A 14,929-nucleotide genomic window follows, 5' to 3' on the forward strand; every position below is an offset into this window, starting at 1 on the left:
CACCGGGAGTTCACCCGAGGTGTGCCGGAACACCGCCCGGTGATCGGTTGCGGGTCGCCCGGCTCGGCGGTAATGGCCGTCGGCCCGTGACGGATCGCCCGGGCGCCCCTGTTCCGTACGCCCCCTGGAGGACGTGTGCCCCCCGCCGCCGAGACCCTGCTCGACGAGGTCGACGGCGAGGAGGGGGCGGGCGGTCCGCACCACCCGCCCGGCGCGCCGCGCCGCCGCCCGCGCCGCTCCCCGGTCGTCCTCGGTCCGGCCGCGGCCGCCCTGCTCAGCGCCGTCCTCCTCGCGCTCGCCACCGGGCTCTCCCGCGGCTACCCGTTCGGCCCGATGACCAGGAACACCGTCGACCTCGGCCAGCAGTACCTGCCCTTCCACGCGTACTGGCGCTCCCTGCTGCTCGGCGAGACCCACGGGGACGCCTTCCTCAACTGGAACTCCGGGTTCGGCGCCAACTTCCTCGGCGACATCGGCACCTATCTGAGCAGCCCCTTCGACCTGCTCGTGGTGCTCTTCCCGGCGGACCGCGTCGAACTCGCCCTGTACGCCGTCACCGTCCTCAAGATCTCCGCCGCCGCGGCGGCGATGGCGCTGCTGCTCCTGCGGCTGCGCCCCGGCCCCTGGCCGGTCGCCGCCGTCCTCGGCACCGCGTACGCCCTCTCGGGATGGACCTTCGACTTCGGCGCCACCGTCCCGATGTGGCTCGACGGGCTGATCGCGTTCCCGCTGCTCTGCCTGGTCGGCGAGTGGGCCCGCGCCGGGCGCCGCCCCGTCCTCGGCCCCCTCGTGGTCGCCCTGGCCTGGACCGCCAACTTCTACACGGCGTACATGGCGACCCTCGGCGCCGCCGTCGTCCTGCTCGTCCGGCTCCTCACCTCCGAGGAGACCGCCGACGCGCGGCAGCGCCTGGCCGGGGTGCTGCGCGCCGCACGCGGTGTGCTCCTCGGCATCGGTCTCGCCGCGCCGCTCGTCGCGGTCGTGTTCCTCGGCACCAAGGTCGCCGATCCCACGCCCGAGTCCACCTTCGCCCCCGCCGCCTGGCCGGAAGTCCTCGCCCGGTTCCTGCCGGCCACCGCGAGCCTCGCGAGCCCCGCCCTCTTCATCGGCACGCCCGCCCTCGTGCTCGCCCTCACCCTGCCCTTCAACAAGGCCGTGGCCCCGCGCGTCCGGGCCGGCTGGTCGGCCGCCGTTCTCCTGGTGGCGCTCTCGCTCCAGTGGGAGCCGACGCACCTGCTCTGGCACGCGGGCGCCTCGCCCAACGGAGGCCCCTACCGCCAGGCCTTCGTCCTGTGCGGACTGCTGGTCGTCACCGGCTGGTTCTCGGCCGCCCGGGGCGTCCCGCGTCCGACCGKGCTCCTCGCCGGCGGAGCCCTGCTCGCGCTCCTGGCCGGCGCGGCCCGCGGCAGCGCCGACATCGATCCCTGGACCTACCCGGCCTTCGGCACCGCGGCGGCCCTCACCCTCGCCGCCGCCCTCACGGCCCTCCCGCACCGCCGCGCCCTCGCCGCCGCCCGCGTCCTCCCCGTCCTCGCCCTCGTCCTCCTCGTCGCCGCGCAGGGCGGCGAGACCGTGGTCACCGGGAAGCGGATCGTGGAGCAGCAGCGCGAGGAGGTCGCCTGGTCCCCCCGGATCGGTCCCTGGCACACCGCCGTGGCCGAGGCGACGGCCCGCGCGGACGCCTGGCCGGAGCACCGGACGGAACCCGGGGAGATCCCCGGCGGCAACGACGCCCTGCTCGCGGGCGGACAGGGCGCCGACTACTACAGCAGCCTCACCGCGGAGGCGACCTCCCGCACCCTGGCCGACCTGGGCTTCGGGTACTACGCCAAGGGCCGCCACCCGGTCACCCTGGACAACCCGGTGACCGACGCCCTCTTCTCCGTCGGGACCCGGATCCGCTCGGTGCCGACCGAAGCGGTACGCCGGGACGCCCCGCCCCGCGCCGAGGTGTCCGTCACCACCACCCCCGTACCCCCGCTGGTCACCGTCCGTCCGGAGCGGCGGCCGCCGACCCACCCCGGGGACTCCGCGTTCGCCCGGCAGGAGCGGCTCCTCGGCGCCGACGTGTACGCGCTGCCGGCGGTCACCCGGGACGGACGGACCGTCACCGCCCGCTGCCCGGCGGGCTCACAGCTCTGGTTCTGGGCCCCCGAGTACCACGGCGGCGCCGCCCTCGCGGGGCAGCCGCCCGTGGACTTCGACGGCCGGCCGCCCGCCGTCCGCGCCGCCATGGCCGCCCTCGGCACCGTGCCCGCCTCCGGCGAGGTGCGGATCGCACTGACCCCCGAGCGCACGGTCCGGCTGCCCCGCCGGCCGGTCGGCTGCCTGCTCCGGGACCGGCTCGACTCCGCCGTACGGGGACTGACCGCCACCGGCGCCACCGCGGTGCGCGCCGGCGGACACGCCGTCACGGCCGAACTTCCCCCCGGCAGCACCGGGACCGCGGTCCTCGCCGCCCCCCGGATCTCCGGCTGGCGGTGCGCCGCGGGCGACGAGGAACCCCGCCCCGCGCGCACGTACCAGGGCCTCGTCGCGATCCCGCTCGACGGCCGGGCGACCACCGTCAGCTGCTCCTTCCGCCCGCCCGGCCTCACGCTCGGCGGAGCCGTCGGCCTCACCGCGCTCCTCGCCCTGCTCGCGACGGGAGCCCTGCACCGGCGCGCCCGGAGAAGGGCCGAGCCGTCCGACGGGCCGCCGCCCACCGGCTGAGGACGCTTCCGCGCCGGCTTTCCACGGGGGACGCCAAGAGTTCACCCGGAGTGCACGCGCGGATCGTTCGCCCGGAAAAGCGAGCCGTTACGGTACCCGCCGTAGCGGGGTGAAATGTTCGATCCAGTATGGGGATTCCGAGTGCCGAAACTGTCCGTCGTCGTACCGTTCCACAATGTCGGGGCGTACGCGCCCGACACCCTGCGCAGTCTCGCGAACAACGCGGATCCGGAATTCGAGTTCCTGCTGGTCGACGACTGCTCGACGGACGACACCCCGGAGATCCTCGACCGCTGGCGCGACCGCCTGCCGAACGCGACCGTCATCCGCCACGAGACGAACAGCGGAGTCGCCCAGGCGCGCAACACGGGAATCGACGCGGCGCGCGGCGACCACCTCACCTTCCTCGACGGCGACGACTGGTACGCGCCCGGCCACCTCAAGGCCATGGTCGCCGGGATCGAGCGCCTGGGCTGCGACTTCGCCCGTACCGACCACGTCCTCTCGGAGGGCCGGAAAAGGAACGTCCGCTACGCCCCGGCCAAACGCCGCGACACCGTCATGGACCCCCGCGACGGAATCTCGCCCGCCAGCATGGTGACGATGGTGGACTATCCGTTCGTCCCCTTCGGTATTTACAGTTCCCGGCTCTTCCAGAACGGTGAATCCCGATTCGAGACGTCCCTGAGAACGGCCGAGGACCGCCTCTGGGTATGGCGCCTCCATCTCAAGGCCCGCACGTTCGCGGCGCTCTCCCTGCACGGCGTCTTCTACCGCAGGGGCGTCACCACCTCGCTCACCCAGATCACCGACAACCGGCAGCTGGACTTCATCCCGTCCTACGACACCCTGCTCGCCGACGTCTCCCGCGACCCCGAGGCGGACCGCTTCCTGCCGAAGGCGGTCCGCACCTACTGCGCGATGATCGCCTTCCACATGGGCAAGGTCGGCGCCTACCAGCCCGCCGTCGCCGAGCGGCTCCGCGCCGACGTCCGGGACGCCCTCCACCGCATGCCGCAGCAGGTCCTCGACGAGACCCTCGCCACCATGGACACCCCCCGCAGCACCCTCCTCCGGAGCCTGCGCGACACCGTAAGGACCGCCTGACCCATGGCCCCCGCCCCCGAGAAGGCACCGGCGCAGCACCCTCCCGCCGACGGCCGCCCGGTCCAGATCTTCCAGGTGTCCACCCTGTACGGCGCCGCCACCCTCGCCGCCTCGCTCGACGCCGGGCAGTTCGGCCCCCGGCAGGACGCCCGCCGGCTCCTGCTGATCTCGCGCAACGCCGAGATCCCGGAGACCGCGCTGCGCATGGAGACCATGACCGGCTACGAGCGGATCGCCGGCCGCTTCGACGGCGTCCTCGACTGGAACGGGACGATCCACCCGTACCACCCCGCGGCCTGGGCGCCCCGCCCCGAGGAGGCCCCGCTCTGGCAGCGCGTGCTGCGCACCGCCTGGGACCTCGGCAGCGCCCCGGTGGAACTGATCGTGGAGTCCATCCAGGTCAACCCCGCCAAGGCACTGGCCGGCGCGTTCCCCGAGAGCGCCCTCCACGTCTACGCCGACGGCCTGATGAGCTACGGCCCCACCCGCAACGACCTCGCGCAGTCGATCGCCTGCCGGATCCGCCGGGTCCTCCACCTCGACCTCGTGCCGGGGCTGCGCCCCCTCCTCCTGAGCGAGTACGGGGTGGAACCGGAGCTCGTCCCCGACAGCGCCTTCCGCGCGGTCCTCGCCGAGATCGCGGAGGAGGCGGCCGACGACCCCGAGATCGTCCGGGCGGCCGCCGCCGAGCCCACCGCCCTGATGCTCGGCCAGTACCTCGCCGCTCTCGACCTCCTCACCGTCGACGAGGAGGAGGAGCTGCACGTCCGGATGCTCCGCGGCGCCGCCGCCGCGGGACACCGCTCGGTGGTCTTCAAGCCGCACCCGTCCGCGCCGGCCGGCTATTCCACGGCGCTCCGCGCGGAGGCGGACCGGTCGGGCGTACGGCTCACCGTCCTGGACGGACCGCTGCTCGCCGAGACCTTCTACGAGCGGTGCAGGCCCCGGCTCGTCGTCGGCTGCTTCTCCACCGCGATGTTCACCGCCGCCGTCTACTACGGCGTCCCCGTCGCACGCGTCGGCACCGCCGAGGTCCTCGCCCGGCTCACCCCGTTCGAGAACAGCAACCGGATCCCGCTCACCGTCGTCGACCACCTGGTCGCGGACCTGGAGGGCGGCGGGACACCGGCCGTCCCCGGAGCGGCGCCGGAGTCACTCACCCCGCTGGTCCGCGCGGTCGGCTACTGCATGCGGCACAAGAGCCACCCGGGGATGCGGGAGGAGACCGCCGCCTACCTCGCCGCGCATCACGCCGACCCGGAGGTCGCGCACCACTTCGACACCGAGCGCCTCGGTCTGCTCGGCCTGCCCGGCGGCACCGGCGCGGTCGGGCGGGGGAGCGGCCTGCAGTCCCGGCTCCGTGGCCTCGCACGGTCCCGGCGGAGCTGAACAGGCCGGACAGCCCCGGCGGGGCCGGGTCAGCCCCGCCGGGACCCCGGACTCACCCGGCGTCGGAGGCGGCGGACCTGACGAGGGTGAAGACCGCGCCCTCCGGGTCCGTGACCAGCGCGAGCCGCCCCGCCGTCGCGTCACGCGGCGGGCTCAGCACCTGACCGCCGAGCTGGAGCACGAGCCGCGCGGCCGCGTCCGTGTCGGCGACCTCGAAGTACGTCATCCAGTGCGGGCCCCGGTCCCGGGGCAGCGCGGCGCCGGCGCCGCGCAGCGAGGCCACCGGCCGCCCGTCGACATGGAGCGTGGCGTAGTCGTGGTCGGCGGACACGACCGGCTCCACCTCGTGCCCGAAGACCGACCGGTAGAACTTGCCGACCGAGGACGTCTCGTACGTGAGGAGCTCGTTCCACACGGGCGTCCCCGGCGGTCCCGCCGCCGCGGTGCCGTGGTGCGCCTCCGCCTGCCAGATCCCGAAGACCGCGCCCACCGGGTCGGAGCAGACCGCCATCCGGCCGGCCTCCCCGGCGTCCAGCGGGCCCACGGCCACGGTCCCGCCGCAGGAGCGGATGCCCTCGGCCGTCTCGTCGGCGTCGTCGGTGGCCAGGTACGGCGTCCACGCGATCGGCAGGTGCCGGTCGGGCGGCAGCTGGCCGATGCCCGCCACCTCGCGGCCGTCGAGCAGCGCGCGCACATACGGTCCGAGCTGCTGCGGACCGGGTTCGAACTCCCAGCCGAACAGCGCGTTGTAGAAATCCTGGGTGGCGTCAAGCCCGTGCACCATCAAGCTCACCCAGCAGGGCGTGCCGGGTGTGTGCCGAGTCGCCTCGGTCATCGTGACTCTCTCCTCGGACCGTCGTCGTGCCCGTGTCCCGTCCGATGGTGTCACCGAAGGGGCCGCGGCGCGCCCCCCGTCCCACCAAAGAGTGGCGCGATCACGCCGGGTCGACGCGGGGCGGACGCCGGGTTCGCTCCCCGCGGCCGTGCGGCTGCGCGAGGATGGCACCCATGAAGCCCATCATCGCCGTGAGCGAACTGCTGAGCGAGTCGGCCGGGGCCCGGCCGCCGGTCCTCCTGGACGTCCGCTGGACGCTGGGCGGTCCGCCCGGCCGCCCGGACTACGAGGCCGGGCACCTGCCCGGCGCGGTCTACGTCGACCTGGACGCGGAGTTGGCGGGCCCGCCCGGCGCCGGGGGCCGTCATCCGCTGCCCGACCCGGAGGCCTTCGGCGCCGTGATGCGCCGGGCCGGCGTCTCCGCGGACACTCCCGTCGTGGTCTACGACGGCGGCCTCGGCTGGGCCGCCGCCCGCGCCTGGTGGCTGCTCCGCTGGGCCGGCCACCGGGACGTCCGGGTCCTGGACGGCGGTCTCGCAGCCTGGACGGGGGAGCTCACGGAGAAGGAGCCGGCGCCGGAGCCCGGCGACTTCCGGCCCGAGCCGGGCGCGCTCGGGCTGCTCGACGCCGACGCGGCGGCGGACCTCGCCCGCTCGGGGCTGCTCCTGGACGCGCGGGCGGCCGAGCGCTACCGGGGCGACGTGGAGCCGATCGACCGGGTCGGCGGGCACATCCCGGGCGCGGTCTCGGCGCCCACGACGGAGAACGTGGACGCGGAGGGCCGCTTCCTCGGCGCCACGGTCCTGCGGGACCGCTTCGGCGCGCTCGGCGCCGTGGAGGGGACGCCGGTCGGTGTCTACTGCGGCTCGGGCGTCTCCGGTGCCCACGAGATCCTGGCCCTGGAGATCGCGGGCGTCCCGGCCGCCCTCTACGCGGGCTCCTGGTCGGACTGGTCCGCCGACCCCGCCCGCCCGGTCGCGACGGGCCCGGACCCGCAGTAGGCCCCGTACGCGAAGGGGCGCGCCGGGGCGGCCGTACGCGAAAGGCCCCGCTGTACGCGGAACGGCTCTGCCTACGCGGGGGCCCGCCGTACGCGGAGGGGCTCGCCGCGCGCGGAAGAGCCCGCCGTACGCGGAGAGGCCTGCTCCCCCGGCCGAATGCCCCCCGTACGCGAAAGGGGCCCGCGCCGATCCCGGCGCGGGCCCCTTCTGCGTACGGCCTCGGCCGTCAGTCCTGCTTCTTCCGGCGGGTGCCGAAGACGATCTCGTCCCAGCTCGGTACGGCCGCGCGGCGGCCCGGGCGGACGCCGTCCGCCTCCGCCTGGCGGTCGGTGGTGCCGGTGAGCCGGTCCCGGTGGCCCGAGACGGCGCGCGGCATGAGCACGTCGGCGTAGGCGGCGCCCGCGCCCGCCGAGGCGGCCGGGGCCGGGGGCTCCTCCGCCTCGATCTCCTCCGAGGGCTCCGAGTCGGGCTGTTCGGGCACGACCATGTCGCCGCGGAAGCTCGGCACGGCCTCCAGCAGGCTCGTGAGGGAGTCCCGCTCGTCCTCCGGCTCGGCGGGCGCGGACGCCCGCTCCAGCTGGCGGTGGTCGAGCTGCCGGTCCAGGGCGCGGTCGAGCGGCCGGTCCCGGGGCAGCCGGGCGATCCGCGGCACGAACGGGAAGCTCGGCTCCGGCGCGGCGGTGATCGTGTCGTCCGTCTCGCCGATCAGCGCGCGGGCCTCGTCGTCCACGGCCTGGACGAGCCGCCGGGGCGGGTCGTACGTCCAGCTGGCCGTGTGGACCTCGCCGGCGACGCGGTAGACGAGCAGCACCTCCCAGGTGCCGTCGTCGCGGCGCCAGGAGTCCCACTGCACGGTGTCCTTGTCGGCGCCGCGCAGCAGCAGCCGCTCCTGCACGGCCTCGCCGAGCTGGGGGCCGCTGTTCTCGCCGGGCCTGCGGACGGGGGTCTTGCGGGCCCGCTCCGCCATGAAGGCGCGCTCGGCGAGCACGGGGCCCTCGAAGCGGCGGACGCGGTCGACGGGGATGCCGGCGAGCTGGGCGACCTCCTCCGCGGAGGCACCGGCCCTTATACGGGCCTGGATGTCACGGGGGCGGAGGTGGCTCTCCACCTCGATCTCGATCTGACCGAGGCGCGCGCGGTCGTTGCGCACGGCGGCGCGGAGCCGCTCGTCGATCGGAAGTGTGTACTCCGTGCTGTCAGCAGCCTTCAGCACCAGTCGTGTGCCGTCGTTGGAGACGGCCACGACACGCAGTTCGGGCATGGGGACCTCCCGGGTGGTGCCTGCCGACGTCACGTGCGTCGCTGCTTCCGCTAGTCGAGTGTGGCCTGCCCGGGTGCAGCCTGCCACTACCTTGCCGAGTTGCCCGGCGTGTCGGGCGTGGACCCTGGAACGCCGTTATGACACGGTGACCTGTTGGCTACCCGGAGTGACTGGCGGTCACTCTGTGCAGTCGGTTGCCGTGCCTGTCCAGGCGCCGCCGGGTCAAGCGCCGTCTCCGGCCCTCTCCCCGTGATCCGGGCACCCGTGAAGGCGTCCGGACCCAGGGTTCGCCAATGTACTCCATTCGGGCCACCTGGGTGGACCGGCGCGCCGCCCAACTTCTCGGGCCGTACGGGAGTTGAGTGTCCGCGATCTCCGGCCGTACGTGTCCCTCTTCACAGAAGGAGCGGAAACGGAACTATTCGCTTCGCCCATATGTCCCTTCTGGGTGCAAGACGAACGGATGAGCCAGCAGGAGCTGGAGCAGGGGTTGGAGATGCGCCACAGGCCGGACACGGAGACGGACGAGCGGGAGGAGACGGAGGAGGCGGCGGGCGGAAGGAGAAGGATCGACCTGAGCGTGGCCCAGGTCTCGGGCAGCGCCCTGGCCGCGGTGATCGCCGCCAAACTCGCCTCCACGCTCGGCGTGTACGGCACGATCCTCGGCGCCGGTGTGATCAGCGTCATCGCCACCTGCGGTGGTCCGCTCTTCCAGCACCTCTTCCGGCGCACCGGGGAGCAGGTCCGTGACGTGACGGTGGCGGCCAGGCCGAAGGGGCGTCAGGTGCCGCTCGTCCCCGGCCCGCGGGACGACCACACCCTGATGCTGGGCACGGTCCGCCCTCCCGGTCCGCACGCCGAGCCGCTCGACGAGGAGTTCGGCACGGCGACCACCCACGGCACCCGGGTCCGCGGCTGGAAGCGCCCGGCGATCGCCGCGGCCCTCGTCTTCGGCGTCACCATGGGCGGCATCACCACGTACGAACTCGTCTCCGGCCAGGACTTCAGCGGCACGCAGGGGACCACCACCTTCGGCTCCGTGGTCCGCGGTGGCGGCACCGGGCAGGATGCCCCGACCGAGGACCGGGGCCCGACCCCGGCCCCCTCCGGCTCCGCCGGGGACACCGGGCGCCCGGAAGGCGACGCCGGCACCCCCTCGACCGGCTCCACACCGGACCCGGGCGACCGGGACACCGGGGAGAGCGGTACCGCGACCCCCTCGCCCGAGCCGACGCCCTCCGGGTCGACCGGCGGCGGGACGCCGGGAACGACGGGGATGCCGGACGACCAGCCGTCCCCGACGCCGCCGGGCGCCGGGGACGGCGGGGGCGCGCCGACCGGCTGAGCGTCAGTCGCCCAGGACCCGGCGCAGGTAGTCGTTGGCGAAGAGCCGGTCGGGGTCGAGCCGGTCGCGCAGCGCCGTGAACTCGGCGAAGCGGGGGTAGGCCTCGGAGAAGTAGGCGGCGTCGCGGGTGTGGACCTTGCCCCAGTGGGGCCGGCCCCCGTGCGCCGTCATGATGCGCTCCACGGCGGTGAAGTACCCGCGGTGGGGCGTGCCCTTGTAGAGGTGGACGGCGATGTACGCGGTCTCCCGGCCCGAGGCCGTGGAGAGCGCGATGTCGTCCGCCGGGGCCGTCCGCACCTCGACCGGGAAGCTCACCTTGAGCGGCGAGCGCTCGACCATCGCCTTGAGCTCGCGGAGCGCGCCGACCGCCGCCTCGCGCGGCAGTGCGTACTCCATCTCCAGGAAGCGGACCCGGCGCGGCGAGGTGAAGACCTTGTACGGGATGTCGGTGTACGTACGGGCCGACAGCGCCCGGCTGGAGAGCTTGGCGATCGACGGGATGACCGGCGGCACCGCGCGGCCCAGCGAGCAGGCCACCTGGAAGAGCCCGTTGGAGAGGAGTTCGTCCTCGACCCAGCCGCTGACCCGGCCGGGAGGGGCCGCGGGGCCCGCGCTGCGGTTGTTGCGCTTGGTGTTGCAGTTGTCCGTGTGGGGGAACCAGTAGAACTCGAAGTGCTCGTTCTCCGCGTGCAGCGCGTCGAACTCCGAGGTGACCCGGTCGAAGGTCATCGGCTCCTCCCGCGCGGTGAGCAGGAAGACCGGCTCGATCGCGAAGGTGATCGCCGTGACCACGCCGAGGGCGCCGAGCCCGATCCGGGCGGCGGCGAAGACCTCCGGATTCTCCTTCTCCGAACAGGTGAGCAGTTCGCCCGCGGCGGTCACCAGCTCCAGCTCGCGGATCTGCGCGGCTATGGAGGCCGAGTCGCGGCCCGTGCCGTGCGTTCCGGTGGAGGTGGCGCCGGCGACGGTCTGCTCCATGATGTCGCCCATGTTCGTGAGCGACAGGCCCTCGCGGGCCAGGGCCACGTTGAGCCGCTTGAGCGGAGTGCCCGACTCGACCGTGACGGTCATCGCCTCGCGGTCGATCCGGCGTATCCCGGTGAGCAGTCCGGGCCGGATGAGGACGCCGTCGGTGGCCGCGATCGAGGTGAAGGAGTGGCCGGTACCGACGGTCTTCACCCGCAGTCCGTCCGCGGCCGCCCGGCGCACCTCCTCGGCGAGCTCCTCGGCCGAGGCCGGGCTCACCTCGCGCACCGGGCGGGAGGTGACGTTCCCCGCCCAGTTACGCCACGGGCTGCCCGTCGTCCTGCTGCTGCCCGACTCCGCTGTCCCCGCTGCTGTCGTCGTGCTCACGCTGCCCCTCCCGGTTCGGCGCCGGCCTGCGCAGCCGGCGGTGTCCGAGGACACCCACCGCGACCGCGACCGCGCCCGAGACGACGGGCACCACGTACCCCGCCTCGGCCCCCGACGCGTCGACCACCCAGCCGGCGGCCGACGAGCCGAGCGCCACGCCGATCGCGAGCCCGGTACCCGTCCAGGTCATGCCCTCGGTCAGCTTGGTGCGCGGTACGTGCGCTTCGACGAGGGCCATGGTGGTCACCATCGTCGGTGCGATGGACAGGCCCGCGACAAAGAGCGCCACGGCCAGCAACGGAAGGTTCCCGGCCAGTAGGAGGGGGATCATACTCACGGCCATCGCGCAGATGCCCAGCAGCCAGCGGCGGGACGGCTCGCTCTTGAGGTGGAGCAGTCCGAAGACGGCGCCGGCCAGGCCGGAGCCCAGCGCGTAGACGGCCAGGACGAGGCTGGCGGCGGCCTTGTGGCCCTGCTCCTCGGCGAAGGCCACGGTGACCACGTCGATCGAGCCGAAGATGGCGCCGGTGGCGACGAAGGCGAGGGCGAGCACCTGGAGGCCGGGGGAGCGGAGCGCGGAGCCGCCCTTGCCGCCCCGGTGGGGGTGCGGGACCGGCTCGGTGGCCCGCTGCGCGGTCAGCCAGAACACGCCGACGGTCAGGAACACCCCGGCGAACAACGGCCCCGCCTCGGGGAACCAGGTCGTCGACAGCCCGATCGAGAGGATCGGGCCGAAGATGAAGCACACCTCGTCGACGATCGACTCCCAGGAGTACGCCGTGTGCAGGCGCCGTTCGTCGCCGCGGTAGATCTCCGCCCAGCGGGCCCTGGTCATCGCGCCGACGCTCGGCACGCAGCCGATCACGGCGGTGAAGACGAAGAGCGTCCAGTCGGGGGCCTGCTGCTGCACGCAGAGGAGCAGGCCGGCGGCGGCCACGAGCGAGACCAGGGTCACCGGGCGCAGCACCCGGCGCTGACCGTGCCGGTCGACGAGCCGGGAGACCAGCGGGCCGAGGACCGCGGCGGAGGCCGCGAGCGTCGCGGAGAGGGCTCCGGCCAGCCCGTAACGCCCGGTGACCTGCGAGATCATGGTCACGATGCCGATGCCCATCATGGACAGCGGCATCCGGCCGAAGAAGCCGGCGACGGAGAACCGCGCGGTGCCGGGAGCCGCGAAGATCGCGCGGTAGGGACTGGGCAAGGGGCTCTCCGGATCTCCGTGCTTCGGAGCGGGCTCCGCGCGACGACTCAACACGTGTAATTAACAGCTAAAGCCTACGGTGTTGAAGTCGATGGGTCATCCCCCTTTTTCCGGCCTTCTCCGGCCGCCACCACCGGCCGCCACCGCCGGTCGCACGTCCGGCCGGGCGCCGGACGCCGGGCCGCGCCGCCCGCCGTCCGGCGCGGGTGGCAGGATCGGTGCCATGTCCGATCAGCACGATCCCGCCCCGTACGACGCCCTGCTGCTGCTCTCGTTCGGCGGCCCCGAGGGCCCGGACGACGTCGTCCCGTTCCTGGAGAACGTGACGCGCGGCCGAGGCATCCCCAAGGAACGGCTCAAGGAAGTGGGCCGGCACTACTTCCTCTTCGGCGGCGTCTCCCCGATCAACGACCAGAACCGCGCGCTCCTCGACGCGCTGCGGACGGACCTCGGCGAGGCCGGCCTGAAGATCCCCGTCTACTGGGGCAACCGGAACTGGGCCCCCTACCTCACCGACACCCTCCGCGAGATGGTCACCGACGGCCACCGCCACATCGCCGTCCTCACCACCAGCGCCTACGCCTCGTACTCCGGCTGCCGCCAGTACCGCGAGAACCTCGCCGACGCGCTCGCCACCCTGGAGGCGGAGGGGCTCCCGCTGCCCCGGGTCGACAAGCTCCGCCACTACTTCAACCACCCCGGCTTCGTCGAGCCCATGATCGAGGGGGTGCTCGCCTCCCTCGACGAGCTCGACCCGTCCGTCCGGGCCGGCGCCCACCTGGCCTTCACCACCCACTCCATCCCGGACTCCGCGGCCGCCTCCTCCGGACCGGTCACCGAGCACGGCGACGGCGGGGCCTACGTCCGTCAGCACCTCGACGTGGCGCGGCTGATCGCGGACGCCGTCCGCGAGCGCACCGGGAACGACCACCCCTGGCAGCTCGTCTACCAGTCCCGCAGCGGCGCCCCCCACATCCCGTGGCTGGAGCCCGACATCTGCGACCACCTGGAGGAGCTGCACGGCGCCGGCGTCCCGTCCGTCGTCATGGTCCCCATCGGCTTCGTCTCCGACCACATGGAGGTCCTCTACGACCTCGACACCGAGGCCCGGGACAAGGCCGCCGAGCTGGGCCTGCCCGTCCGGCGCTCGGCCACCGTCGGCGCCGACCCCCGCTTCGCCGCCGCCGTCCGCGACCTCCTCCTGGAGCGGGCCGCGCACGAGCGGGGGACCCGCGCCGAAAGGTGCGCCCTCGGTGCCCTCGGCCCCTCCCACGACCTGTGCCCGATCGGCTGCTGCCCGGCCCGGACCGAGCGCCCGGCTGCGGCCGGCGCCGACAGCCCGTACGCCTGAGGAACCCGTGACCGAGACGGCCGACGACGCGACCGAAGGGACACCCACGTGACCGACCCGCTGCTCACCGAACTGCTCGACCTCGCCCTGGGGGCCGCCCGGCGGGCCGGAGCGCTGCTGCGCGACGGCCGGCCCGACGACCTCGCCGTGGCGAAGACCAAGACCAGCCCCATCGACGTCGTGACCGAGATGGACATCGCCGCCGAGAAGCTGATCACCGGCTTCCTCGCCGAACACCGCCCGGAGGACGGCTTCCTCGGCGAGGAGGGCGCGTCCAGCCCCGGCACCAGCGGGGTCCGCTGGGTGATCGACCCCCTCGACGGCACCGTGAACTACCTGTACGGGCTGCCGACCTGGGCGGTCTCCATCGCCGCCGAACGGGACGGCGAGACCGTGGTCGGCGTCGTCGCGGCCCCGATGCGGGGCGAGACCTACCGCGCGGTCCTCGGCGGCGGCGCGTACGCCGACGGCGCCCCCGGCACGGAGCCGCGGCGGCTCGCCGTCCGCCCGGCGCCCGCGCTCGCCCAGGCACTCCTGGGCACCGGCTTCGGCTACGTCCAGGCCCGCCGGGACCACCAGGCCGAGGTCGCCCGGCTCGTGATCCCGCGGGTCCGCGACATCCGGCGCGGCGGCTCGGCCGCCATCGACCTCTGCGACGTCGCCGCCGGCCGCCTGGACGCCTACTACGAGCGGGGCCTCAACCCCTGGGACCTCGCCGCCGGCGCCCTGATCGCCCGCGAGGCGGGCGCGCTGACCGGCGGCCGCCCGGGGGAGCCGGAGTCCGGCGAACTGACCCTGGCGGCCCCTCCGGGCCTCTTCGAGCCCGTCCAGGACCTCCTGGAGGAACTCGGCGCCTGGCACGACTGACGGGCGCGTGAGGGCCCCGCTGCCGGGAACGGCTGCGGGGCCCTCGTGCGTCTACGGGTCGGGTCGGTCGAACGGCCCCGGTCTGCGGGCCGGTCCTGGTCGGGTCGGGCAGCGGGTCGGGCAGCGAATCAGGCGGCGGGTCGGACGCTCGGCGCGGCGACCTCCACGCCGTGCTCGGCGGCCAGCCGGTGCAGGTCGTCGAGTTCCGCCTGCTCCACGTCCGCCAGGTAGTCGTCGCCCGTCTCACGAGCCCGCGTGAGGTCCGTCTGCGTGGTCCTGATGCGGTGCAGCAGGCCTGCGGTGAAAGCGTCCATCGTGCGCCCCCTCGTCATGGGTCCGGTGGCACGGGGATGTGCCGGGGGTGGGTGGATCACGCACCGCGGTCTCTGGGGGACAGAGAGCGGTAGGTGGCGCGCCACATACAGGGCGTGATCACGGGGTGTGCAGTCGTCCTCCCCAACCCCTTCCTCAGAGAAACCTCAACTGGCCCGCGAATCCGGTGAATTC

At 74.2% G+C, this 14,929-nt stretch carries 12 protein-coding genes; 7 read left to right on the top strand and 5 right to left on the bottom strand.

All coding sequences use genetic code 11. The features are described 5' to 3' along the window. The first annotated feature begins 135 nt into the window (after positions 1 to 135). The 3 genes from EAO70_RS33565 to EAO70_RS33575 all read left to right on the top strand — a co-directional run bounded on the left by EAO70_RS33565 (position 136) and on the right by EAO70_RS33575 (position 5,208). Entirely contained in the window at positions 136 to 2,712 is a 2,577-nt protein-coding gene (locus tag EAO70_RS33565; RefSeq protein WP_148006503.1) for a YfhO family protein, read from the top strand. Between the two features lie 141 nt (positions 2,713 to 2,853). Further along, on the top strand, positions 2,854 to 3,819 hold the full coding sequence (locus EAO70_RS33570; protein WP_148006504.1) for a glycosyltransferase family 2 protein: 966 nt from the start codon (positions 2,854 to 2,856) through the stop codon (positions 3,817 to 3,819). Between the two features lie 3 nt (positions 3,820 to 3,822). Continuing rightward, positions 3,823 to 5,208: a polysialyltransferase family glycosyltransferase gene (locus EAO70_RS33575; protein ID WP_148006505.1), complete on the top strand. Its 1,386-nt coding sequence runs from the start codon at positions 3,823 to 3,825 to the stop codon at positions 5,206 to 5,208. 52 nt (positions 5,209 to 5,260) lie between these two features. Here the strand turns inward: EAO70_RS33575 and EAO70_RS33580 are convergent, their stop codons facing one another. Next, complete coding sequence (locus EAO70_RS33580; RefSeq protein WP_148006506.1) at positions 5,261 to 6,043, bottom strand: VOC family protein; 783 nt, start codon at positions 6,041 to 6,043, stop codon at positions 5,261 to 5,263. Positions 6,044 to 6,216: 173 nt separating this feature from the next. Here EAO70_RS33580 and EAO70_RS33585 point away from each other — a divergent pair, with 173 nt between their 5' ends. Beyond that, positions 6,217 to 7,044, top strand: coding sequence for a sulfurtransferase (locus EAO70_RS33585; RefSeq protein WP_148006507.1), 828 nt, complete (start codon positions 6,217 to 6,219; stop codon positions 7,042 to 7,044). Between the two features lie 226 nt (positions 7,045 to 7,270). On the opposite strand, the gene sepH is transcribed toward EAO70_RS33585, so the two are convergent. Continuing rightward, positions 7,271 to 8,338 carry a septation protein SepH gene (gene sepH, locus EAO70_RS33590; protein ID WP_148006508.1) on the bottom strand — a complete coding sequence of 356 codons (1,068 nt, stop codon included), beginning with the start codon at positions 8,336 to 8,338 and terminating at the stop codon, positions 7,271 to 7,273. Positions 8,339 to 8,801: 463 nt separating this feature from the next. Here sepH and EAO70_RS33595 point away from each other — a divergent pair, with 463 nt between their 5' ends. Next, positions 8,802 to 9,650, top strand: a complete 849-nt coding sequence (locus EAO70_RS33595; protein ID WP_410091591.1) for a hypothetical protein — start codon at positions 8,802 to 8,804, stop codon at positions 9,648 to 9,650. 3 nt (positions 9,651 to 9,653) lie between these two features. Here the strand turns inward: EAO70_RS33595 and EAO70_RS33600 are convergent, their stop codons facing one another. Next, complete coding sequence (locus EAO70_RS33600; protein ID WP_148006509.1) at positions 9,654 to 11,003, bottom strand: D-arabinono-1,4-lactone oxidase; 1,350 nt, start codon at positions 11,001 to 11,003, stop codon at positions 9,654 to 9,656. Beyond that, complete coding sequence (locus EAO70_RS33605) at positions 10,933 to 12,204, bottom strand: MFS transporter (RefSeq protein WP_148006510.1); 1,272 nt, start codon at positions 12,202 to 12,204, stop codon at positions 10,933 to 10,935. The genes EAO70_RS33600 and EAO70_RS33605 overlap by 71 nt, the downstream gene beginning before the upstream one ends. 223 nt (positions 12,205 to 12,427) lie before the next feature. Between EAO70_RS33605 and EAO70_RS33610 the strand changes: the two genes are divergently transcribed. Beyond that, positions 12,428 to 13,555: a ferrochelatase gene (locus tag EAO70_RS33610; protein WP_148006511.1), complete on the top strand. Its 1,128-nt coding sequence runs from the start codon at positions 12,428 to 12,430 to the stop codon at positions 13,553 to 13,555. 48 nt (positions 13,556 to 13,603) lie between these two features. After that, positions 13,604 to 14,422, top strand: coding sequence for an inositol monophosphatase family protein (locus EAO70_RS33615; RefSeq protein WP_148006512.1), 819 nt, complete (start codon positions 13,604 to 13,606; stop codon positions 14,420 to 14,422). Positions 14,423 to 14,550: 128 nt separating this feature from the next. On the opposite strand, the gene EAO70_RS33620 is transcribed toward EAO70_RS33615, so the two are convergent. Next, the gene (locus tag EAO70_RS33620) at positions 14,551 to 14,736 is read right to left on the bottom strand and encodes a hypothetical protein (protein WP_148006513.1); all 186 of its coding nucleotides are present in this window, start codon (positions 14,734 to 14,736) and stop codon (positions 14,551 to 14,553) included. Positions 14,737 to 14,929 lie beyond the last annotated feature (193 nt).

It is taken from the genome of Streptomyces sp. adm13(2018) (assembly GCF_008042145.1).
Lineage (GTDB): Bacteria > Actinomycetota > Actinomycetes > Streptomycetales > Streptomycetaceae > Streptomyces.